Annotated in this window: 21 protein-coding genes; 10 read left to right on the forward strand and 11 right to left on the reverse strand. The window is 61.7% G+C overall.

Annotated features, from left to right (window positions below):
• Both rsmD and AC4CWF_RS14660 read right to left on the reverse strand, forming a co-directional pair.
• Positions 1–561 carry a 16S rRNA (guanine(966)-N(2))-methyltransferase RsmD gene (gene rsmD, locus AC4CWF_RS14655; RefSeq protein WP_491282381.1) on the reverse strand — a complete coding sequence of 187 codons (561 nt, stop codon included), beginning with the start codon at positions 559–561 and terminating at the stop codon, positions 1–3.
• Between the two features lie 3 nt (positions 562–564).
• Complete coding sequence (locus AC4CWF_RS14660) at positions 565–2,811, reverse strand: pseudouridine synthase (RefSeq protein ID WP_491282382.1); 2,247 nt, start codon at positions 2,809–2,811, stop codon at positions 565–567.
• Positions 2,812–2,967: 156 nt separating this feature from the next.
• On the opposite strand from AC4CWF_RS14660, the gene AC4CWF_RS14665 reads away from it, so the two are divergent.
• Entirely contained in the window at positions 2,968–3,423 is a 456-nt protein-coding gene (locus tag AC4CWF_RS14665; protein ID WP_491282383.1) for a nucleoside deaminase, read from the forward strand.
• Between the two features lie 344 nt (positions 3,424–3,767).
• Here the strand turns inward: AC4CWF_RS14665 and AC4CWF_RS14670 are convergent, their stop codons facing one another.
• Together AC4CWF_RS14670 and ileS are read right to left on the reverse strand one after the other, a co-directional pair.
• Complete coding sequence (locus AC4CWF_RS14670; protein WP_491285413.1) at positions 3,768–4,409, reverse strand: hypothetical protein; 642 nt, start codon at positions 4,407–4,409, stop codon at positions 3,768–3,770.
• A gap of 138 nt (positions 4,410–4,547) precedes the next feature.
• A complete protein-coding gene (ileS, locus tag AC4CWF_RS14675) occupies positions 4,548–7,532 on the reverse strand; it encodes an isoleucine--tRNA ligase (RefSeq protein WP_491282384.1) in 2,985 nt (994 codons plus the stop codon).
• 282 nt (positions 7,533–7,814) lie between these two features.
• On the opposite strand from ileS, the gene AC4CWF_RS14680 reads away from it, so the two are divergent.
• Both AC4CWF_RS14680 and AC4CWF_RS14685 read left to right on the forward strand, forming a co-directional pair.
• A complete protein-coding gene (locus AC4CWF_RS14680; RefSeq protein ID WP_491282385.1) occupies positions 7,815–8,066 on the forward strand; it encodes a DUF1902 domain-containing protein in 252 nt (83 codons plus the stop codon).
• A gap of 23 nt (positions 8,067–8,089) precedes the next feature.
• Positions 8,090–8,263, forward strand: a complete 174-nt coding sequence (locus AC4CWF_RS14685; protein ID WP_491282386.1) for a type II toxin-antitoxin system HicA family toxin — start codon at positions 8,090–8,092, stop codon at positions 8,261–8,263.
• A gap of 6 nt (positions 8,264–8,269) precedes the next feature.
• Here the strand turns inward: AC4CWF_RS14685 and AC4CWF_RS14690 are convergent, their stop codons facing one another.
• The 3 genes from AC4CWF_RS14690 to chrA all read right to left on the reverse strand — a co-directional run bounded on the left by AC4CWF_RS14690 (position 8,270) and on the right by chrA (position 11,630).
• Positions 8,270–9,250 (reverse strand): bifunctional riboflavin kinase/FAD synthetase, encoded by a 981-nt coding sequence (locus tag AC4CWF_RS14690; protein WP_491282387.1) that lies wholly within the window; start codon positions 9,248–9,250, stop codon positions 8,270–8,272.
• A gap of 12 nt (positions 9,251–9,262) precedes the next feature.
• Positions 9,263–10,111 (reverse strand): TIGR01459 family HAD-type hydrolase, encoded by an 849-nt coding sequence (locus AC4CWF_RS14695; protein WP_491282388.1) that lies wholly within the window; start codon positions 10,109–10,111, stop codon positions 9,263–9,265.
• A gap of 130 nt (positions 10,112–10,241) precedes the next feature.
• The gene (gene chrA / locus AC4CWF_RS14700; protein ID WP_491282389.1) at positions 10,242–11,630 is read right to left on the reverse strand and encodes a chromate efflux transporter; all 1,389 of its coding nucleotides are present in this window, start codon (positions 11,628–11,630) and stop codon (positions 10,242–10,244) included.
• A gap of 199 nt (positions 11,631–11,829) precedes the next feature.
• Here chrA and groES point away from each other — a divergent pair, with 199 nt between their 5' ends.
• Both groES and groL read left to right on the forward strand, forming a co-directional pair.
• Positions 11,830–12,126: a co-chaperone GroES gene (gene groES, locus AC4CWF_RS14705; RefSeq protein ID WP_137132408.1), complete on the forward strand. Its 297-nt coding sequence runs from the start codon at positions 11,830–11,832 to the stop codon at positions 12,124–12,126.
• Between the two features lie 68 nt (positions 12,127–12,194).
• Positions 12,195–13,835: a chaperonin GroEL gene (gene groL, locus AC4CWF_RS14710; RefSeq protein WP_491282390.1), complete on the forward strand. Its 1,641-nt coding sequence runs from the start codon at positions 12,195–12,197 to the stop codon at positions 13,833–13,835.
• A gap of 88 nt (positions 13,836–13,923) precedes the next feature.
• On the opposite strand, the gene AC4CWF_RS14715 is transcribed toward groL, so the two are convergent.
• Positions 13,924–14,238: a hypothetical protein gene (locus AC4CWF_RS14715; protein ID WP_491282391.1), complete on the reverse strand. Its 315-nt coding sequence runs from the start codon at positions 14,236–14,238 to the stop codon at positions 13,924–13,926.
• Between the two features lie 238 nt (positions 14,239–14,476).
• On the opposite strand from AC4CWF_RS14715, the gene AC4CWF_RS14720 reads away from it, so the two are divergent.
• Positions 14,477–14,929: a DoxX family protein gene (locus AC4CWF_RS14720; RefSeq protein WP_491282392.1), complete on the forward strand. Its 453-nt coding sequence runs from the start codon at positions 14,477–14,479 to the stop codon at positions 14,927–14,929.
• A 269-nt stretch (positions 14,930–15,198) separates the two neighbouring features.
• Here the strand turns inward: AC4CWF_RS14720 and hisG are convergent, their stop codons facing one another.
• The 3 genes from hisG to hisS all read right to left on the reverse strand — a co-directional run bounded on the left by hisG (position 15,199) and on the right by hisS (position 19,227).
• Positions 15,199–15,894, reverse strand: coding sequence for an ATP phosphoribosyltransferase (gene hisG, locus AC4CWF_RS14725; RefSeq protein ID WP_491282393.1), 696 nt, complete (start codon positions 15,892–15,894; stop codon positions 15,199–15,201).
• Positions 15,891–17,015 (reverse strand): ATP phosphoribosyltransferase regulatory subunit, encoded by a 1,125-nt coding sequence (locus AC4CWF_RS14730; RefSeq protein ID WP_491282394.1) that lies wholly within the window; start codon positions 17,013–17,015, stop codon positions 15,891–15,893. The genes hisG and AC4CWF_RS14730 overlap by 4 nt, the downstream gene beginning before the upstream one ends.
• Positions 17,016–17,640: 625 nt before the next feature.
• Positions 17,641–19,227 carry a histidine--tRNA ligase gene (gene hisS / locus AC4CWF_RS14735; protein ID WP_491282395.1) on the reverse strand — a complete coding sequence of 529 codons (1,587 nt, stop codon included), beginning with the start codon at positions 19,225–19,227 and terminating at the stop codon, positions 17,641–17,643.
• A gap of 144 nt (positions 19,228–19,371) precedes the next feature.
• Here hisS and AC4CWF_RS14740 point away from each other — a divergent pair, with 144 nt between their 5' ends.
• The 4 genes from AC4CWF_RS14740 to AC4CWF_RS14755 all read left to right on the forward strand — a co-directional run bounded on the left by AC4CWF_RS14740 (position 19,372) and on the right by AC4CWF_RS14755 (position 21,776).
• The gene (locus AC4CWF_RS14740; RefSeq protein ID WP_491282396.1) at positions 19,372–19,605 is read left to right on the forward strand and encodes a DUF6290 family protein; all 234 of its coding nucleotides are present in this window, start codon (positions 19,372–19,374) and stop codon (positions 19,603–19,605) included.
• The gene (locus AC4CWF_RS14745; RefSeq protein WP_491282397.1) at positions 19,589–19,858 is read left to right on the forward strand and encodes a type II toxin-antitoxin system RelE family toxin; all 270 of its coding nucleotides are present in this window, start codon (positions 19,589–19,591) and stop codon (positions 19,856–19,858) included. The genes AC4CWF_RS14740 and AC4CWF_RS14745 overlap by 17 nt, the downstream gene beginning before the upstream one ends.
• The gene (locus tag AC4CWF_RS14750; protein WP_491282398.1) at positions 19,855–20,604 is read left to right on the forward strand and encodes a hypothetical protein; all 750 of its coding nucleotides are present in this window, start codon (positions 19,855–19,857) and stop codon (positions 20,602–20,604) included. Before AC4CWF_RS14745 ends, AC4CWF_RS14750 begins: the two co-directional genes overlap by 4 nt.
• A gap of 242 nt (positions 20,605–20,846) precedes the next feature.
• Entirely contained in the window at positions 20,847–21,776 is a 930-nt protein-coding gene (locus AC4CWF_RS14755; RefSeq protein ID WP_491282054.1) for an IS110 family RNA-guided transposase, read from the forward strand.
• Positions 21,777–21,950: the final 174 nt, after the last annotated feature.

Here is a 21,950-nt window from a genome sequence, read left to right on the forward strand (position 1 = left end):
TCAGACCGGCTTGTAACGGAAGAAATCGACGCGCGTATCGCCAAACACGCGCTGTTCCAGCGGCTGGAAGACCGGAGCGACGGAGGGCGACGCATCGGCGCGCTCCTCCAGCACCACGAGCGCACCGGGCAAAAGCCAGCCGCCTTCATGGGCAGAAACGAGCGCTGCTTCCCCGAGCCCGCGCCCATAAGGCGGATCGGCAAAGAGGAAATGACAGGGCTCCATCGTGCCGACGGTGCCAAGCTTGGTGGCATCCCGGCGCAGGATACGCGCCCGGCCGTGCAGGCCGAGGCTCTCGATATTTTCCCAGAGGAGACCCCTGCCCTCGACGCCGTTTTCCACAAACAGCGCGCTGCGACAGCCGCGCGACAGTGCTTCGAGCCCCACCGCGCCGGTGCCGGCAAACAGGTCGATCACCCGCGTGCCTTCAATTGCCTCGGGATAAACATGCCCGATGATGTTGAACAGGCTTTCACGCGTCCGGTCGATGGTCGGCCGGATCGCGTCTGTCTTGGGCGCGGCAAGATTGCGGCCACGAAATTCACCGCCAACGATGCGCAAGGTTTAGCCCCTCGGAGTTCTGGAGCGCGTGCCGCCGCCCTTCGGGCCGGAGCCCGGACCGCGACCGCCGGATGGCTTGCCACCGGAAGGCTTGCCGCCAAACGGTTTTGCACCACCGGGTTTTCCGCCGAAAGACTTGCCGCCGCCGGGTTTGCCGCCAAACGGTTTTGCACCGCCGGGTTTTCCGCCGAAGGGCTTGGCACCCGCCGGCTTGTCGCCGAAACTGCCACGTCCACCTTCAGAACGTTCACCGGCCGGACGCCCCGAATAGGGGCGCGCACCGGCAGGCTTTGCACCAAAGCCGCCGCGTCCACCCTCGGAACGTCCGCCCTCGGAGCGACCACCTTCGGAACGAGCTGGCCGGTCGCCACGGTCACCCGCGGGCTTGCCGGAATAAGGACGGCTGCCGGCCGGCTTTGCGCCGAAACCGCCCCGTCCGCCCTCAGAACGACCACCTTCCGAACGTCCACCCTCAGAACGGCCGCCTTCAAAACGGCCACCTTCAGAGCGGGGACCGGACGGGCGGAACGCCCGTTCGGCATTTTCACGCGGCGAACGGCCGGGGCCGGCACCTGCGCCATACGGCTTGGAACGGCCACCCTCTTCGCGCGGCTTGCGATCACCGGACGGACGATCTCCTGCGGGACGCGGGCCACGCGGACGATCGGAAAAACTGCGTTCGCCACCTTCACTGCGGGCGGGACGATCGCCACGGGGACGGTCACCACGGGCAGGACGATCACCGCGATCACCCCTGTCGCCACGATCACCGCGATCACTGCGACCTTCGCCACGGCCGCCGGCCCGATCTCCACGGCCGCCAGCAGGTGGTTCATCGGCGCGGATCCAGTCGCTGTCGCCCTCGACGCGGGTCACCTGCACGCGCAGGCTCGGATCATCCGTGCCCTTGGCAAACAGCCGCTCGGCCTCGGCGCGGGCGGACGATTTGCCCTTCACATCGGCGGTCGGACGCGCACCGGGCGCCATCCAGACATTTGCCGTGCGCGACGTACCCATCGGCGGACGCTTCTTCGGCTTGTCCTCGTCATAGGCGGGCGCGCGGTCGAACTTGCCGCCGAACTTTGCGCCACCCTTGTCGAATTTGCCAGCCGGTTTGCCTGATGGCTTTGAAAATGCAGGGCGTTTTCCCTCACCGGCACCCTCGGTCGAGCGCTCGCGGCGTTCGACGGCAAAGCCGCGTTCCTCGCGGTCGCCCTGCTTGCCGAAGGTTTTGCCAAACGGCTTCTCGCCCGGCTTGGCAGCGGTGGCATCTTCTTCGACGGGACCGTTATTGGTATAGATCGGCGCGTCGAAATTGGCCTTGGATTCTTCGATGAGGCGGGGGCCAAGCTGGTCGCGCAGCATGCGGCCACGCACTTCCACCACATGGCCTTCCGGCAGGTCACCCAGCTGGAAGGGACCGTAGGACAGGCGGATCAGGCGGTTCACATCGAGGCCGAGCGCGCCGAGCACATTCTTGATCTCGCGGTTCTTGCCTTCGCGCAAACCCATGGTGATCCACACATTGTGGCCTTGCGTGCGGTCGAGCGTCGCGTCGATGGCGCCATAAAGCACGCCGTCGACGGCAATGCCGTCCTTCAGCGTGTCGAGCTTTTCCTGGCTGATATCGCCATAGGCGCGCACGCGGTAACGGCGCAGCCAGCCGGTGGTCGGCAGTTCCAGCACGCGCGACAGGCCGCCGTCATTGGTCAGCAGCAGCAGGCCTTCGGTGTTGATATCGAGACGGCCGATCGACAGCACGCGCGGCAGGTCTTCCGGCAGGTTGTCGAACACGGTGGGCCGGCCTTCCGGATCGGAATTGGTCGTCACCAGGCCAGACGGCTTGTGGTAAAGCCACAGGCGCGTGCGCTCGATGCCGCGGATCGGCTGGCCATCCACCTCGATGCGGTCGGCAAGCGTGGCGTTGAGAACCGGCGTTTCCAGCTGCTTGCCGTTGACGCTGACGCGGCCTTCCATGATCATCCGCTCGACATCACGACGCGACGCAATGCCGGCGCGGGCGAGGATCTTGGAGATACGTTCCGGCTTTGCGGGGGCAGATCCTGCCCCTTCCGTTGCCGCAGGCGCTGCCTTGCGGGCCACGCGTGGCGCACCCTCCAACGCAGACTTGGCCGGCGCAGACTTGGCCTGCGCATTCTCGGCCGAGGCCTTCTTGGGGGCAGAAGTGGATTTCCGGTCGCGATCGAAGGACTTGGTCCCCTCGCGCTTCGGCTTGTCTTTGAAGCTCATTTGTTGTTTGCCTGAAGCGTGTGTCGGACAATGCTGTCCATGACATCAGTGTTTGACTGAAATTAATGTCTGTCGCGTTGCGAAAGACGGCTGACGCAACGCAGGTTGGACCGTTCCTAACAGTTCGCGTTGCCCTGGTTAAGAGGAAATCGCCGCATGAGCGGGACAAATCGCTTCATGGACGAAGCATTGATCGAGGCACAGCGGGCGGCAGAGCGAAACGAAGTGCCAATCGGCGCCGTTCTGGTGCTCGATGGCGACATCATTGCCCGTGCCGGAAACCGCACGCGCGAGATGCATGACGTGACCGCGCATGCCGAAATTCTGGCCATCCGCATGGCCTGCGAAGCCCTTGGCGAAGAGCGACTTGCGGGCGCCGATCTCTACGTGACGCTCGAGCCCTGCACCATGTGTGCGGCCGCCATCTCTTTCGCGCGCATCCGAAGGCTTTATTACGGCGCAAACGACGCCAAGGGCGGCGCGGTGGAAAGCGGCGTGCGCTTTTTCAACCAGCCCACCTGCCACCACCAGCCGGACGTCTATTCCGGCATTGGCGAAACGGCCGCCGCGGAAATTCTGGTGGAATTTTTCAAGGGCAAGCGTGGGGATTGAGGTGTGATGAACGTCTTGGCGGTTTTCTTGTGACAGATTGAGACCGTAAGGAGCAAGCGGCCCCCTCACCCTGCCTCCGCTTCGCTCGGCAGACCTCTCCCCGAGGGGAGAGGGGAACCGCAGGCGCTGCGGGCTATAGCACTGGTAGGAAGAAAGAGAGAATGAAACGGCAGCCACACATCCCTTCTCCCCTCGGGGAGAAGGTGCCGGCAGGCGGATGAGGGGGCCACAACTGCAACGGACAGCAGCTTATCCTCGACACGAAAAACGAAGTGGCCTCATCCGCAACAGCAGCGTCTCAATCAGAAACCAAGTCCCGACCGGCCCACCCAAAAAAAATCACCTTACTGGAACGGCTTCCACCAGGACGATGTCTTTGTGCCGGCTTCCTGGGCGGCCTTCTTGCGTTCGCGTTCCTTTTTCAGCTCCGGTTCGCCAAGATCGTTCAGCTGATCGGTATCGGCGATGCGGTATTCGGTCGGCGGGTCGGTCAAGGTGCGGCGGGTGCCGGTGATGCCGGGGTTTTCGGCGTTCTGGCGGGCCTTGCGGAAGGCTTCCCACTTCTGCGGTTCGGTCAGCGTACCGGCCGTGCCGTTGCCGGCGAGAAGCGGCGAACGGTAATTGGGGTTATCCTTGTTGGCGTCTGCCTCGTCGCGCAGGCGCGCACGGGTTTCTTCCGGCGATTCCACCCAGTTGGGGTTGTTTTCGCGGCTGGCAAGTGATGCCTGCGGGGCAGGAAGGCCGGTGGCGTTCTTGTTCACCACCAGTTGCGGACGCGGATTGTACCGGGTGTTCTTGTTTGCGGGTTCAGAACCCAGCGACACGGCCTGACCCAGGTCATCGACCAGCTGCTCGCCGGAGGTCTTGCTCGTCCCGTAGGTCGGGCCTGTCGTGCAGCCTGAAACAGCAAGAGCGGCCGCCACAACGGCAAGAAGCCCCGCGCGCGCGCGAATTGCACCTGCCCGTGCGCCAATGACATTGGTCATGTTCATCAAAACCCTTCCAGCCGCGCCCGTCCGAGACGCTTGCGAGATCCATCATCTCCCGTTGGCCGCAAATTCCGGCCAATTTCAGGCAGATTTACCGGATGACGCGCCAAAGCGCAATCATCCGGTATCAAGGCTTCAGTTTAGTGCGGCAAGTTCACGCAGAGCTTCCGCATCGCGCGCGGACACATCCGGATAAGCGGGATCGGACCCGACATCCCTGGTGATCTTCCACGAGCGGGCGCATTTGACGCCTTCTGCAAGTCTTGGCTCGACAGCAACCTTCGTGCCGTCTTCCAGACGAAATGCATCCGCCGGCCCCTCGCCTGCCACGACGGAAATATCCGAGGTGATGCAGATTTCAGCGAGATCCAGACCATCGAGCGCCGAGAGGAGATCGGCATCCGCGACATAAACGACCGGGGCCGCTTCCAGCGAGGAGCCGATACGCTTGTCCTTGCGTTCCAGCTCCAGCGCGCCGGTAACGGCACGGCGCACGTTACGCACGCGTTTCCACTTGTCGGCCAGCGCCTCGTTCTGCCACTCGGCCGGAATGCTCGGGAACTGCTCCAGATGCACCGAAACGGCGGAAGGATCGCGGCTCAGCCACGCCTCTTCCGTCGTAAACGGCATCATCGGGGCAAACCACAACACGAGGCAATCGAACAGCTTGCGGATGACATGCAGGGCGGCCCGGCGGCGCAGCGACGACGGCGCATCGCAATAAAGCGCATCCTTGCGGATATCGAAGTAGAAGGCCGACAGCTCCACATTGGCGAAATCGGTCAGCGCCCGGGTGATGCGCTTGAAATCGAAATCGTCATAGGCACGGCGCACAAGCTGGTCGAGTTCGGCCAGCCGGTGCAGCATCAGCTTTTCCAGCTCCGGCAGATCCGCATAGGCGATCTCTTCGCCTTTATCATGGGCAAGCGTGCCGAGCATCCAGCGGATGGTGTTGCGGATTTTTCGGTAGGCATCGATATTGGTCTGGATGATCGTCTTGCCGACGCGCAGGTCCTCGGCATAATCCGAACTCATCACCCAAAGACGCAGGATATCGGCGCCGGCATCGTTCATGATGGCCTGCGGGGCTGTCACGTTGCCCTTCGATTTCGACATCTTCTCGCCCTTCTCATCCATGATGAAACCATGGGTGACAACGGCGTTGTAAGGTGCGCGGCCGCGCGTGGCGCAGCTCTCCAGAAGCGAGGAATGGAACCAGCCGCGATGCTGGTCGGACCCTTCCAGATAGACATCGGCCGGCCATTTCAGGTCCGGACGGTCTTCCAGCGTAAAGGTGTGGGTGGAACCTGAATCGAACCAGACATCGAGAATGTCGGTGACCATCTGCCACTGTTCGCTATCATGGGCATTGCCGAGAAAACGTTCCTTGGCGCCTCTAGCAAACCAGGCGTCGGCCCCTTCCTTCTCGAAGGCTTCGAGAATGCGGGCGTTGACGTCCTCATCCTGCAGCACGTTTCCGGCCTTGTCGGCAAAAACGCAGATCGGCACGCCCCAGGCGCGCTGACGCGACAGAACCCAGTCCGGACGCCCCTCGATCATGGCGCGCAGACGGTTCTGGCCGGCGGCGGGCACGAAACGGGTATCATCGATGGCCGACAGCGCGCGCGACCGCAGCGTCGTGCCATCGGACAATTCCTTGTCCATGTAGACGAACCATTGCGGCGTGTTGCGGAAGATGACCGGCTTCTTGGAGCGCCAGGAATGCGGATATTCGTGCTTGATGCGGCCGCGGGCAAACAGGTTGTTGGCAGCGATCAGCGCCTCCATCACCCGCTTGTTAGCGTCGCCCTTCTTGCCGTTATCATCCAGCACGCGCGCGGCGCCGCCTTCGGCCGAGGGGCCAAAGCCATAAGCTTCATCGGTGTAGAAGCCGGCATCATCCACCGGGAACGGGATTTTTGTGTCAATGCCGCGTGCTTCCAGCGCGCGGACATTGCTCATCCACGCCTCAAAGTCTTCGCGACCGTGGCTCGGGGCCGTGTGGACAAAACCGGTGCCGGCATCATCGGTGACGTGATCGCCATCGAGGAGCGGGACGTCGAAGGTGTAGCCCATATCGGCGAGCGGGTGGGCGCAGGTGATGGATGCGAGTTCCGCACCGGTGACGTCGCGGATCAACTTGAACGTGACCTTGGCCTTGGCTGCAGAGTCCTCCGCAAGACGCTTGGCAAAGATCAGCTTTTCACCCGGCTGCGGGCCAAAGTCGTTGACGGCTTCGGTGACTTCGTAAAGCCCATACTCGATACGAGACGAATAGGAGATCGCGCGGTTGCCGGGGATCGTCCAGGGTGTGGTGGTCCAGATTACCACGGAGGCTCCCGCAAGCCCGCCAGAAACAGGCCCGCCAAGCATGGCCGCCCGATCATGGTACTCCGCTGGAACCGATGCTCCTAGCGGGACAACAATTGCATCAGGCATGAAACGGATGGGAAACTTCACCCAGATCGTGTCGCTCTCGACCTCGTGATATTCCACCTCGGCCTCAGCCAGCGCCGTGCGCTCCACCACCGACCACATGATCGGCTTGGAACCGCGATACAGCTGGCCGGACATGGCAAGCTTCAGCAGTTCGCCGGCGATGCGGCTTTCGGCGTGAAAATTCATCGTCGTGTAGGGGCGCTCGAAATCGCCCTCGATGCCGAGGCGGCGGAATTCTTCGGACTGGATGTCGATCCAGCCTTGTGCGAACTCGCGGCATTCGCGGCGGAATTCGTTGACCGGGACCTCGTTCTTGTCCTTGCCCTTTTCGCGGTATTTTTCCTCGATCTTCCATTCGATCGGAAGGCCATGGCAATCCCAGCCGGGCACGTAATTGGCATCAAACCCGCGCATCTGGAACGAGCGGGTGATGACGTCCTTCAACACCTTGTTCAGCGCATGGCCGATATGGATATTGCCGTTGGCATAAGGAGGGCCATCGTGCAGCACGAATTTTTCGCGCCCGGCGGCAGAGGCGCGGAGCTTCTTGTAAAGCTCCATGTCCTTCCACTTTTTCGCCATTTCCGGCTCCTTGGCGGGCAAGCCGGCGCGCATGGGAAACTCGGTCTCGGGCAGATAGAGGGTTTTGGAATAATCAAGTTTTTCAGCGGTATCGGTCATGGATCAACCATCGGAAAGGCGACCGGTCGCGGTCGCAGAATAAACAATGTGGATTGGCGACGGACGCGCAAGGAAAAACCCCAGCGCCAAAAACCCGGACCCTCCCTTCAGCTTTTCAAGCCGCCGGGAAAGCCGGGCCAATAATTCGAATGACACGGGCCGCCGAAAGATACGTCATGGTGGCGCATTCTTTAGGGGTTTTCGCCGCCAAAAGGAAGAGGGGATTGGAATTGCGCGGGATCGCTGTATTCTTGGCGGGCAAGGTTTGCGGAGTTCATGGCCATGGCAAAACGTACCTTCTCGGTAAAGGCACTTTGGGACGCCGATGCAAAGGTCTATTACTGCGAGAGCGACATCGACGGCCTGCATATCGAAACCGCCACCCTTGAGGCTTTTGAAGAGGTGATGTTCGATGCGGCGGCCGAACTGATCGTCGCAAATCACATATCACCCGAAGAGCTGGCAACGACACCGCTCAAGGATCTCATTCCCGCCATCCTGTTTGAAAGACCGCTTGAGCCCATGGCCGCCTGATGGTCTCAGGATATTACAGCATCGTGTGCGAGATCATCGCCCAACTGGGCTATGAATATCTGACCAACGCCAAAGGCTCGCACGAGAAATGGCGCTCCAGCAAGACCGGCAGGATCATCCTCGTGCCGCGCAACCTGATGAGCCGCCACACGGCCAACGCCATTCTGAAAGACGCGGGATCAACCCGAAAACTCTAAAAACCCTCAGAACGCGATCTTCCCATCCACGTCACTCAGCGGCGTAACACCTGACAGCAGCGCACGGGCCTCTTCTTCGTCCCGCTTCATCTGCACGACAAGCGCATCCAGCCCATCGAACTTCAGTTCCGGGCGCAGGTAACCGAAGAAGGATACCGAACAGATTTCGCCGTAGAGACTGCCGGAGAAATCGAAGACAAAAGTTTCCAGAAGCGGTGCGCCGTTTTCCGTCACCGTCGGGCGCCGGCCATAACTTGCGACGCCGTTGTAGAGCGTGCCGTCCGGCCTGCGGAAGCGCACGGCGTAGATGCCGGCTTTCAGCTCCACTTCAGGCGCAAGCGCCATGTTGGCGGTGGGGTAACCCAGCGTGCGGCCAAGCTGTTCACCGCCGACGATTTCCGATTGCACGGTGTAACGGTAGCCGAGCAGGCCGGCGGCTTCGCTGACCTCACCCTCTGCGATCAGATCGCGGATGCGGCTGGAGGAGATCACCTCGGTGTTTTCATCGCGAAAGGCATCGACCAGCGTCACGTCGAACCCGAAGCGGCGGCCGGCATCCATCAGATAGGCCGGGCCGCCCTCGCGGCCACGGCCGAAATGGAAATCGAAACCGGTGACGACGGCGCTCGCCTGCAACCAGCCGCCCAGAATGTTTTCGACAAAATCCTCGGCGGAGCGCTGCGAAAACTCCCGGTCGAACGGGTATTCGATGACCGAATGAAAGCCCATGGCTTCCAGAAGCTGTGCCTTCAGCGGGCCGGGCGTCAGCCGAAACACCGGCTGCTCCGGTTTGAAGACGGTGCGCGGATGCGGCTCGAAGGTCAGGACCAGCGCCGGCACGCCGCGCTCCTTGGCAAGCGCCAGCGCCCGTTCCAGCACACTGCGATGGCCGCGATGCACGCCATCGAAATTGCCGATGGCAACGACGCCGCCCTTCAGATCCGCCGGCAGCGCTTCCTTCTGTTCATTGCGGTGAAATACGGTCATCTCGTCCATCCGTCAGGCCAGCCGCGGCATCCACCATTTCGGTGTGGCCGCCTCGCGCTCCAGATAGGCGTTGAGGATCGCCTCGTCGGTTTCACCGTTGATGGTATATTCCGCCGCGTGAATGCCGCCGGAGATGTAGAGAAGGTCGAGCCCGTAGCTCAAGGCGCCCTTCACATCTGTGGGCATTCCGTCGCCGACCGCAATGATCTTCGACAGATCGATTTCGCCCTTCACATCGCGCGCGCTCGCAAGGGCTGCCTCGTAGATCGGCCGGTGCGGTTTGCCGCCGAAACGATTATGGCCGCCAAGCTGAGCGTAATAGGCGGCAACGGCGCCGGCGCAGGGGATGATGCGATGGCCGCGCTCCACGACAAGATCCGGATTGGCGCAGATCATCGGCACGTCGCGGGCGATAAAGCGCGACAGCATGTCGTGGTAATCTTCCGGCACCTCGCGCTCGTCATCGAAAAAGCCGGTGCAGACAATACAATCGGCGTCCGCCTCGCTGGTGACCGTGACGTCAAGACCCTCAAACAGCGGCATGTCACGCTCCGGACCGAGCAGGAAAACCTTCTTCGGGCCTTCGGCAATCAGCGCGCGGGTCACATCGCCCGAGGTCACGATCCGGTCATAAGCTTCATCCGGCACGCCGAGTACGCGCAGCTGGTCGATGACGCCGGGAGCCGGACGCGGCGAATTGGTGATGAGAACAACGGCAAGGCCTGCCTTGCGCGCCGCCGCCAGCGCTTCGCAGGCGGCAGGAAACGCCGTGATGCCATCGTGCAGCACACCCCAGACATCCGAAAGCACGAGATCGTAGCCAGCGGTGATCGCGCTGAGGTTCTTGATGCGGTCTGCCATGGTCACCCTGATGCGTTGCAAGAAACTGGCGCTGACATGGCAAAGCTCCGGCCCGATGGCAAGGAGTTTTAGGCGGGCCGCGCCATTCAGCCCTTGCCTTGAGCCCCGGTCGCCAACTCGGACAGAAGCCTCAGAAGCCGGAAAGGCGCCAGAAAAGGCCGAGCGTGGCGCAAAGGCCAAGCACCTTAACCATGCCGAGCCGGACCCTGAGCAGCAGGAAGGCCGAGAGCGCAAAAAGCGCGAGCGCTGCTGCATCGAGCGAGGCCGGCTGCGGCCACCAGACGCCGGGCGCCCCCGCACCCTGCCAGCTGGGGAGGAAGGCGATGCGGTCCACTTTCGCAAACAGCACATGCAGGCCGAACCAGATGGCAAGGTTGAGGATGACGCCGACCACGGCAGCGGTGATGGCGGAGAGCGCCGCGGATATGGCGATATTGCCGCGCAGGCGCTCGATATAAGGCGCGCCGGCAAAGATCCAGATGAAGCTTGGCACGAACGTGGCCCAGGCCGTCAACAGCGCACCGATGATGCCGGCCACCACGGGATCGAGCCCCGGCACGGTGCGAAAGCCGACGAGATAACCGACATAGGAGAGAACGAGCACCAGCGGCCCCGGCGTCGTCTCGGCCAGCGCAAGCCCATCCAGCATTTCGCCGGGCCTGAGCCAGCCGTAATTCTCAACCGCCACCTGCGCCACATAGGCCAGAACCGCATAGGCGCCACCGAAGGTCACAAGCGCCATCTTCGAGAAGAAGGTAAACATCACCGCCATGCTTTCGGCGCCGGCGATGAAGGAGAGGACGAGAAGCGGCAACTGCCAGACGCCGACCCAGAACAATAGCAGAGCGAGCGAGCGCACAAGCGGCGGGCGCGCGAGAACCGGCGCGGTGTCACGCGGTTCGGAGACCGTCAGCGCATCGGGTGCGCTGACACGGCGGGCGCGAAAATATCCGGCAAGGGCTGCGAGAAGAATGACCAGCGGAAACGGCAGGGCCAGCACGAAAAGCGCCAGAAATGCCAGCGCCGCCAGCACCCGCAGAAAAGCGGTCTTCAGTGTTTTCCTGGCAAGCCGGATCACCGCCTCCACCACGACAGACAGGACGGCGGCCTTCAGCCCAAAAAACAGGCCGGCAAGCCAGCCGGCATCCTGATAAAGCCCGTAGGCGGTGGAGAGCCCGATGATGACGAAAAGGCCGGGCAGCACGAAGAGCAGGCCGGCAATAATGCCGCCGCGCACGCCATGTAAAAGCCAGCCGGCATAGGTGGCCAGCTGCTGCGCCTCCGGCCCCGGCAGAAGCATGCAATAGTTAAGCGCGTGCAGAAAACGGTCTTCCGACAGCCAGCGGCGCTCGTCCACGATTGCCCGGTGCATCATGGCGATCTGGCCGGCCGGCCCGCCAAAGCCCAGACAGCCGATGCGGGCAAAAACCAGCGTCAATTCCTTCAGGGACGGTTTGGGTGTCGCACCGTCGGCGGAGATGCCTGCCGCGCCTGCCGGATCGGGCGTCGCGACGCTCACGACACCACTCCGCCGCAATGAACAGGCAAAGCGTGTGACGGCGCTGAGAAAGGCGCAGATTTTTTAGAGGCCCGTTCTTGACTCATCACAGCACCGGTCTTATCTCGGGGTCGTTAGCACTCCCAACAGGTGAGTGCTAGCAACAGGGACACGGGCCTCCTCAAAGCCCGTAAAGGTCATTTGATCGAGGGATTAGACAATGGCAAGCACCAATTTCCGCCCGCTTCACGACCGCGTCGTCGTTCGTCGCGTTGAATCCGAAGCCAAGACCAAGGGTGGCATCATCATTCCCGATACCGCCAAGGAAAAGCCGCAGGAAGGCGAAATCGTCGCCGTCGGCTCCGGCGCTCGCGATGACAGCGGCAAGATCGTTGCACTCGACGTCAAGGTTGGCGATCGCGTTCTGTTCGGCAAGTGGTCGGGCACGGAAGTAAAGCTCGACGGCGAAGACCTTCTGATCATGAAGGAAGCCGACATCATGGGCATCATCGGCTGATCTCAGTCCGATCTTTCCATCCGAATTATCAAATCAACCAAAGGGCGTGATGCCCGGGAGTTTTGAACATGGCAGCTAAAGAAATCAAGTTCGGCCGCACTGCGCGCGAAAAGATGCTGCGCGGCGTCGACATCCTCGCAGACGCAGTGAAGGTAACGCTCGGCCCGAAGGGTCGTAACGTCATCATCGACAAGTCCTTCGGCGCACCGCGCATCACCAAGGACGGCGTATCGGTCGCCAAGGAAATCGAGCTCGAAGACAAGTTCGAGAACATGGGCGCCCAGATGGTGCGCGAAGTGGCTTCCAAGACCAACGACATCGCTGGTGACGGCACCACGACGGCAACGGTTCTGGCCCAGGCGATTGTTCGCGAAGGCAACAAGGCTGTTGCTGCCGGCATGAACCCGATGGACCTGAAGCGCGGTATCGATCTGGCTGTTGCTGAAGTCGTGAAGGATCTCCAGGCCAAGGCCAAGAAGATCTCCACGTCTGAAGAAGTTGCCCAGGTTGGCACGATTTCGGCAAACGGCGACGCACAGGTTGGCCGTGACATTGCTGAAGCCATGCAGAAGGTCGGCAACGAAGGTGTTATCACCGTCGAAGAAGCCAAGACCGCCGAAACCGAACTCGAAGTCGTCGAAGGCATGCAGTTCGACCGCGGTTACCTGTCGCCTTACTTCGTCACCAACCCTGAAAAGATGGTTGCTGACCTGGAAGACGCCTACGTTCTCCTGCACGAGAAGAAGCTTTCGAACCTCCAGGCCATGCTGCCTGTTCTCGAAGCTGTCGTTCAGACCGGCAAGCCGCTCGTCATCATCGCTGAAGACGTTGAAGGCGAAGCTCTTGCAACGCTGGTCGTCAACAAGCTGCGTGGCGGCCTGAAGATTGCTGCTGTCAAGGCTCCGGGCTTCGGCGATCGCCGCAAGGCCATGCTGGAAGACATCGCGATCCTGACCGGTGGTACCGTGATTTCGGAAGACCTCGGCATCAAGCTCGAGTCTGTCACGCTTGACATGCTCGGCCGTGCGAAGAAGGTTTCCATCACCAAGGAAAACACCACCATCGTTGATGGCGCCGGTGCAAAGACCGACATCGAAGGCCGCGTTGCCCAGATCAAGGCGCAGATCGAAGAAACTTCTTCGGACTACGACCGCGAAAAGCTGCAGGAACGTCTTGCAAAGCTTGCTGGCGGCGTTGCCGTGATCCGCGTTGGCGGCTCGACGGAAATCGAAGTCAAGGAACGCAAGGACCGCATCGACGATGCGCTCAACGCAACGCGCGCTGCCGTTCAGGAAGGCATCGTCCCCGGCGGCGGCACTGCTCTGCTGCGTTCTTCCACGAAGATCACCGTCAAGGGTGCAAACGACGACCAGGAAGCCGGCATCAACATCGTTCGCCGCGCCCTGCAGTCGCTGGTTCGCCAGATTGCTGAAAACGCAGGCGACGAAGCCTCGATCGTTGTTGGCAAGATCCTCGAAGGCAACAGCGACAACTTCGGCTACAACGCCCAGACGTCTGAATATGGCGACATGATCGCCATGGGCATCGTCGACCCGGTCAAGGTTGTCCGCACGGCTCTGCAGAACGCAGCTTCGGTTGCTTCGCTGCTGATCACCACGGAAGCCATGATTGCCGAACTTCCCAAGAAGGAATCGGCTGGCGGCATGCCGGGCGGCATGGGCGGAATGGGCGGCATGGACATGATGTAAGACCCTTTGGGTCTTGCATGTGAGCCATCCGGTTCAGTTACGGAAGGGCGTCGGGAAACCGGCGCCCTTTTTGCGTTCAGATCATGCCTCAATAATAACCGCGGCCATTGGTCTGCTTGCGGTGAATATTGCGCGAGGCGCGATCCTGCTGGCGTTCCAGGCGACGCCTTTCCTTTGGCGTGATGTAGCCATCGCGGGCAGCACGCGCCTGATTGCGGTCGATGCGATGCTGCTGGCGTTCGAGATTGCGTAGCTCGCGCGGCGTCAGGTGGCCTCGTGCGGCGCCTTTATAAATCCGCTCCTGCTGCCGCTGCTCGCGGGTTTCGGTGCGATAAGTCTGAGCAAAACTGGTGCCCGTCCACAATAGGGTCAGCGCCACAGCACCGATTAGAATTTTCTTCATGGGATCTCCTTCCTGCACGCATCAAACGCTGTGCGTCCAAATGCGTTCTTCTCAACGGCCTCTCCCGCGAAAGGTTGCCTCACTGCCTCGAAAGGAACGGGCAACGGCCACATCTTGTCGTTCACCAATATCGAACAATTCGTCTTCGGTTGTTCATCTTTCGCGGCGCGACAATCTGGCGCATATATCCCGTCAGAAATTCATTGGCCCATGTGGCCCTGCCCCCGGAGATCCTCCCATGTCGACCCCCAACAATGCGATCCTGCTTCTCGCCCGCATCCTCCTCTCCTTCATCTTCATCCTGTCCGGTTTCGGCAAGCTGACCGATCCGGCAGGCACTGCCGGCATGATTGCCGGTGCCGGGCTGCCCGCCGCAACCGCGCTCTCCTATCTCGCCGGCCTGTTTGAACTGGTGACGGGCCTTGCCGTTCTCGCCGGCTTCCAGGTCAAAATCGTCGGCTGGGCGCTGGCGCTCTTCTGCATCTTCACCGGCGCCGTTTTCCATTCGGGCACCGTTGCCGTTCCCGGCTGGCCGGATGCCGCTCTCGGCTGGATCAACACGCTGAACGGCATCATGATGATGAAGAACTTTACGCTGGCTGGCGCCTATATCCTGCTCGCCACCGTCGGCGCCGGCGCCTACTCGGTTGACGCTCGCCGCGGCACCGCACCGGCACTCGCTGTTCGCTAATCTTCTGCCCCCAAGGCAAAAAAGAACCCGCTGGAGCGATCCGGCGGGTTTTTTTGCGTATGGCGAATTTTGAGGTATCTCGGTGAGGGCGGAGCGAGTGCCGCCCCCTCATCCGGCTGCCGCCACCTTCTCCCCGCTGGGGAGAAGGGAGATGGAACCGAAGCGCTGGCGAGAAAATCCCTTCTCCCCTCGGGGAGAAGGTGCCGGCAGGCGGATGAGGGGGCGGCTGGCACAAATGCCAACCAACGCCGACACCATCCGCACAGCATTCACAAAACCCCGCGCACCGCCTCGACAATCCGTGCAACCGTCGCATTGCCCTCATGCTCCGGCTTTTTCGCCCGCACGAGACAGGCTTCGGAGCGCAAAATCACGCCGTCCGACAGCACCTTGAGATGGTTGGCGACGAGTGTGGAACCGGTGGAGGTGATATCGACGATGATATCGGCCTGGCCGGCCGCCGGTGCGCCTTCCGTGGCGCCGAGACTTTCGACGATACGATAAAGCTGGATGCCGTGCTGGGCGGAAAAATGCTGCTGGGTGAGGCGCCAGTATTTGGTGGCAATGGCAAGGCGACGGCCGTGGCGGGCGCGAAAATCGGCCGCGACGTCTCCGAGATCCGCCATGTTTTCCACGTCGAGCCAGATGTCCGGCACCGCCACCACCACATCCGCATGGCCAAAGCCGAGGCGGGCGGAAATTTCCATGCGACGGTCGGCGTCGGACAGTTCCTCGCGGATCAGGTCCTCGCCGGTCACGCCGAAATCCACCGTGCCATTGCCGATTTCCCGGGAAATTTCGGAGGCCGAGAGGAAAGCGATTTCCACGTCCTCCATGCCCTCGATGCGCCCACGATAGGAGCGCTCATTGCCGATGGCAGAAATCACCATGCCGGCGCGGGCGAAGATGGCAGAAGCATCGTCCTTCATGCGGCCCTTGGAGGGAAGACCGATGGTAATGGTCATCGTGCGCCCCCCTTGGCCTTTTCGATGCGGTCCAGCCAGAGGGCAAAGCCGACGGCTGGGATATGGTCTTTTGCGCCGAGCAGCGTCAGCATGCGGTCATACCGCCCGCCGCCGGCCAGCACGTCATGATCGCCCCGCGCGGTGATCTCGAACACGAGGCCGGTATAATAATCGAGCGGACGCCCGAAGGCGGCGCGCCAGGTGATATCGGCAAGCGACGCCCCGGCATTGGCAAAAGCGGCCACGCGGGCATCGAAGCCGGCAATCGCCTGTTCCAGCGGCAGGCCGGCGGAGCGGGCGAAATCGGCAAGCACCCCCGGCGCATAACGCAGCGACACGTTGATCGACAAAAATTCCTTCAGCGCATCGAGTTTTGCTGTGTCGAGCGACGCACCGGCCAGCAGCCGCTTTTCCTTCAGCCGCCGCACGATTTCCGAGGGCGACCGGCTGGCATTGGTCAAATAGCCGGTGCGCTCCATCTCCGCCTCCACATGGGCGACTAGGGCTGCCTCATCGCCGGCTTCCAGCAGGGCTTCCACCTCAGGCGAAAGGCCGGCAACCGGCTGCGGGCGGGCAAGCCGTGCAATCATCGCTTCCAGCAGATCCGTCTGGCCAAAGGCGCGCACGAGGCGTTTTTGCCAGCCGGCGGGAAGGCCGAGCGCTGCGACGACAGCCTCGAACACCGCCTGATCACCGATGGTGACGGCAAGGCCCCGGCCGGGCAGGATTTTTGTGAGGCACGAAAGCGCATCCACCACCACGCGGGCATCGGCGCTTGCGGCATTGCGATCACCCAGATCCTCGATGCCGGCCTGATAGAACTCGCTTTCGCCTTCGCGGCGCTGGCGAAACACCTGGCCGAGATAGGCATAACGTTTTGGCGTGCCGGTGGCCGTTTCGATGTGGCGCAGGCAGACGGGAATGGTGAATTCCGGACGAAGGCAAAGGCTTGCCCCGCGCTCGTTTTCGGTCAGAAAGATGCGCCGGCGCAGGTCTTCCCCGGCCATGTCGAGAAACGGTGCGGCCGGCTGGATGACGGGCGTATCCACCCGCGTGGTATTGCGCGCGGCAAACTCTTCGAGGATTGCGGCGGCGAAATCGGGCATGTCGGTTAGCGGCATGGGGTGGCTCCTGTTGGAGGATTGCCCCTCATCAGGCTGCGTCCTGCGGACCCTTCTCCCCGTGCAGACAGGAAGACGGGAGTTGCCGCGCCCTCTCGACTGTAAATTGGTGTCGCGCAAGCTCGCCCCTCTCTGTCCTGCCGGACATCTCCCCCACACGGGGGGAGATCAGCTGGAAGGATCTGCGCCATCCACCATCGGGCGATTTCGGCTGGCGTTGTCTGCGCAAGAATGTCGAACCCGAGGCTGCCGGCTCCGGCTCCCCGTGCGGACGGGAAGACGGGAATTGCCGCGCCCTCTCGACTGTAAATTGGTGTCGCGCAAGCTCGCCCCCCTCTGTCCTGCCGGACATCTCCCCCACGCGGGGGGAGATCAGCTGGAGCCGATAGCATCGGGTCTGAAATTCTTGTGCAGACAAAGCCAGCTTTTGTCGCCAGATGCTGAATGGCGCGGATACCTCCGGCTGATCTCCCCCCGTGTGGGGGAGATGCCCGGCAGGGCAGAGGGGGGTAACGACCCGGCACAACGCCAACGCGTCGACATGCCGCAAAGCGAGACCCGGGCCGCGCACGAAAACCTGCGCCCTCCCCCGTGTGGGGAGGGTTGGGGAGGGGAAACGCAGACATCAGCCCGCCTTTGCCCGCAGACGATCTTGCGCCTGCTGCTCCAAAATGTCCTTCACCGTCTCGACCAGTTTTGCCTCCGGCACCATGACCTGGGCAACGCGGGCCTCGCGCCATTCGGTGTTGTCGGAAATCTCGCCGGAGAGGCGCTTGCCCTCGATGAGATCCTTGATCTGAACAACACCCTCAGCCCGCTCGTCACCGCCCTGAATGATGGCAATCGGCGAACCGCGACGGTCGGCATATTTCAGCTGGTTGCCGAACTTTTTCCAGTTGCCCTGGTACATTTCGGCTCGGATGCCGGCATTGCGCAGGTCCTGCGCAAATTTTTGGTAACGGCCCATGGCCTCCACATCGCCATCCATGACGGTGACGAGAACCGGCGCCAGAACCTCGTCCCGCCCCAGCTTGCCAAGGTTTTTGAGCGCCGTCATCAGGCGCGACACGCCGATGGAAAAGCCCGTGGCCGGCACCGGCTGGCCCATGAAGCGCGACACCAGACCATCATACCGCCCGCCGCCGCCGACCGACCCGAAGACGACCTTTTCGCCTTTTTCATTGGTGACATCGAAGGTGAGTTCGGCTTCGTAGACGGGGCCGGTGTAATATTCGAGACCGCGGACGACGGAGGGATCGATCTGAATTTGGTCTCGGTGATAACCCGCGGCCGCCGTCATTTTCGCAATAATGCGGAGTTCTTCAATACCTTCCAACAATAATGCGCCATGCCTTCCGAATCCCGATTGATACCGATCCACTATCGTTTCGTTGCTGACAGATGTATCAATCACAAATTCGAATTGGTCGCCTTTTCGGGCGGGGGTATGGAGTGTTGCTTTCCAAGCAAATAAAAGCATCACAGCATTTATTTGTTCCTGATCTAGGCCAGCACCCTTGGTGAAATCGCCGCTCTCATCTTTACGGCCTTCTCCGAGCAATTTCTCGACACCATCGGATCCGAACTTATCAAATTTATCAATCGCTCGCAGCACGTTCAGCCGCTTTGCCGCATCCTCCTCGCCGCCGAGGCCAATGGCTTCCATCACGCCATCCAGAACTTTGCGGTTGTTGACGCGGATGACGTAATCGCCGCGCTTGATGCCGAGCGCTTCCAGCGTATCGGCCATCATCATGCACATTTCGGCATCGGCAGAAACGCCGGGTGCGCCAACGGTATCGGCATCGAACTGCATGAACTGGCGGAAACGGCCGGGGCCCGGCTTTTCGTTGCGAAAAACATAGCCGGCGCGATAGGTGCGGTAGGGCAGCTGGATCTCGTTAAAGTTTTCCGCGACGTGGCGGGCAAGCGGCGCCGTCAGGTCGTAACGCAGGCTCATCCACTGGTCGTCGTCGTCGGTCAGCGAAAACACGCCTTCGTTCGGGCGGTCGCTGTCGGGCAGGAATTTGCCGAGCGCATCGGTGTATTCGAAGAGCGGCGTCTCGATCGGGTCAAAGCCGTAACGCTCGTAGACCTCGCGGATTTTGGCCACCATCTCGTTGGTGGCATGGATGTCGGTGGCGGTACGATCCCCGAAACCGCGCGGCAGGCGGGCTTTCAGTTTCTGCGGTTTTTGCTTTTTTTCGCTCATGATCGTCATCCTTGCCCCCGGCACAGGAAAAAAGGCCGGAAATGTGTGCGGTTTCTTAGAGGATGGCGCCCGGTGCGGCAAGGGCGAAGGCTGGCGAAGAGGAATGCCGGGTGGTATATTGCCGCTGAAGACAAGGGCAAGGCCATGAACAAGCGCGTCACACTGGAAATGCCGGAACCTATGCATCGCCTGGTGCTGAAACAGGCAGAACAGGCTGGCGCAGAGCTAGACACCTTCATTCTCGACCTCATCGAGGAAAAGCTGGAAGACGCCTATTTCTTCGAGCGTGCCAAGGAGGTGCTGGAGGCGCGCGCCCGCGGCGAAAGCAGAACCTACACTCTGGAAGAAGTGAAGAGCGAACTTGGCCTGGACGATTGAGATCGACGCCAAGGCCAAAAAGCAGCTTGCCAAGCTCGGCAAGCCCGCCGCACAACGGGTTATCACCTATCTGGAAAGCCGTATTGCACCGCTGGAGAACGCGCGTGACGCAGGCCTTGCCATGCAGGGCACCGAATTTGCCCATCTGTGGCGCACCAAGGTGGGCGATTCCCGCATCATCTGCGAGATCAAGGACCAAAAACTGATCGTGCTCGTCGTCGAGGTCGGCCATCGCCGCGAGATTTACCGGTGATCCTCGAAGCCCTCAATTATGCCGCAAGCTGGCCGCTGACGCCAAAGCCGTTTCGCGACCACATTGCCTCCTCCATCAGCCTTTTGGCCCGCGCCAACCGGTGCCGCAGTGCGTGGGCAGAGCATGAGGAAAACAGCAAGGCGCATGTACTCTGCGCCATCCACGGCCTGAAGCAGCGGCGGACCGCCGTCGTGCTCGGCTCCGGCCTGTTGCGCGATGTGCCGATCCTGGAACTGTCGCGCGCGTTCGATACGGTGGTGCTGGTCGATCTCGTGCATCTGGCAAGCGTTCGGGCTTTTTTTATCGCAAAACGGCTTTCCAATGTGCGGCTGATCTGGCGCGATCTCTCCGGTTATGACGAAGCGGTTGCGGGACAGGTGCCGGAACCGCTCGGCTTCCTGCGGCAGGTTCCGTATCTCGATCTCGTCGTCTCCGCCAACATCCTCTCGCAGATAAGCGTCGGCGCCCGCTGGCGGCTGAAAGCCGAGGGGCGCAGTTCTGAGGCCGTGCTGCCCGCCCTCATTCGCGCCCATCTCGATGGGCTTGCCATGGCTTCGGCCAAAACCTGCCTGATCACGGATGTCTCCTACCGGACGGAAGACAAGGCCGGAAAGATTCTGGAGGAGCACGATCTGATGGCCGGGGTGCCCGTGCCCGCCCATGATCGCAGCTGGGAGTGGCCGGTGGTGCCGTTCGAGGAGGCTGACGGGGCGTACCAAGCGGTGCATCGGGTGGTGGCGGGGTGATGGGCAGAAGGTGAGCCACAGCGCGTGCCGCCCCCTCATCCGCCTGCCGGCACCTTTGTAACTTCCCAATAGCCGCATTTGGGTGTGTAATGCCCAATGCGGTGGCGGATGGGAGACCGACAAACCTTTGGGACACCAAGCCCGTGGGAGAGCAAGGGTCTTCGTCCGCCGTTCCATCGAACCCGAACAGTCGCCAGGACCGCTTGCGCAGGCAAAGTCCGTTTAGGCAAGGATGGGAAAAGATGGATATCGTTGTTGGGATCGATGTTTCGAAGGATCGTCTGGATATCGCCGTGGCGCCATCCGGTGTGACGTTTGCGGTGGAAAATACGCATGCGGGCGTCGAAGATCTGGTCTCGCGACTGCAATCGATCAAAGCCAATGCCGTTGCCATGGAAGCAACCGGCGGGTTTGAGATGCTGGCGGTGGCGGCGCTGTCTTCGGCGGGCTTTGCCGTCCTCGTGGTCAATCCGGCGCAGGTGCGTTCTTATGCCAATGCGATCGGCCGTCGCGCCAAGACAGATCCGATCGATGCGGCAGTGATTGCCGCTTTCGTGATTGCGACCAAGCCAGAGCTGAGACCGCTCAAAGACTTGGAAACCCAGGCTTTGTCGGCACTTGTGGCCCGCAGGCGGCAGATCGTCCAGATGATCGTGGCTGAGGAAAACCGGGCGCGCATGGTTCTGGCGAAAGAGGCCCAGAAGAGCATTACGCGGTTGCTGAAAGCCCTCAAGCGCGAGTTGGAAAGTCTCGACGCCGATCTCGATGAACATATCCGCAGGTCGCCGCTGTGGCGGGTGCGCGAGCAGCTACTGACATCGGTGCCGGGGGTGGGGGCCGCCACCGCTCGCACGCTGCTCGCCGAGATGCCGGAACTGGGCAGTCTCGATCGACGTCAGATCGCATCGCTTGCGGGTCTGGCACCCTTTACCCGACAATCGGGCACGTGGAAAGGCAAGAGCTTCATTGGCGGCGGCAGGGGCAAAGTGCGGGCCGTGCTGTTCATGGCAGCCCTCGTCGCCAGCCGGCACAACCCCGTGCTCAAAGCCTTTCGTGACCGTCTCGTCGCAGCCGGCAAACCCAAGATCGTCGCCATCGTCGCAACAATGCGCAAACTCCTCACCATGCTCAACGCCATCATCCGGGACCAAAAACCATGGCAAAACGCTTGACTGCAAAGACAGTCGCTCTCCCCGTGGGGAGAAGGGAGAGGGGGTCACTGGCCTGCCCGAAATTCACGCAAGGACTCGCCCGCGTCCCATGCCCTTGGCTTGCACCAACGCCTGCGGTTCGCTTCTCCCCTCGGGGAGAAGGTGGCGCGGAGCGACGGATGAGGGGGCGGCTTG

It is taken from the genome of Neorhizobium sp. PAMB6630, assembly GCF_058242775.1.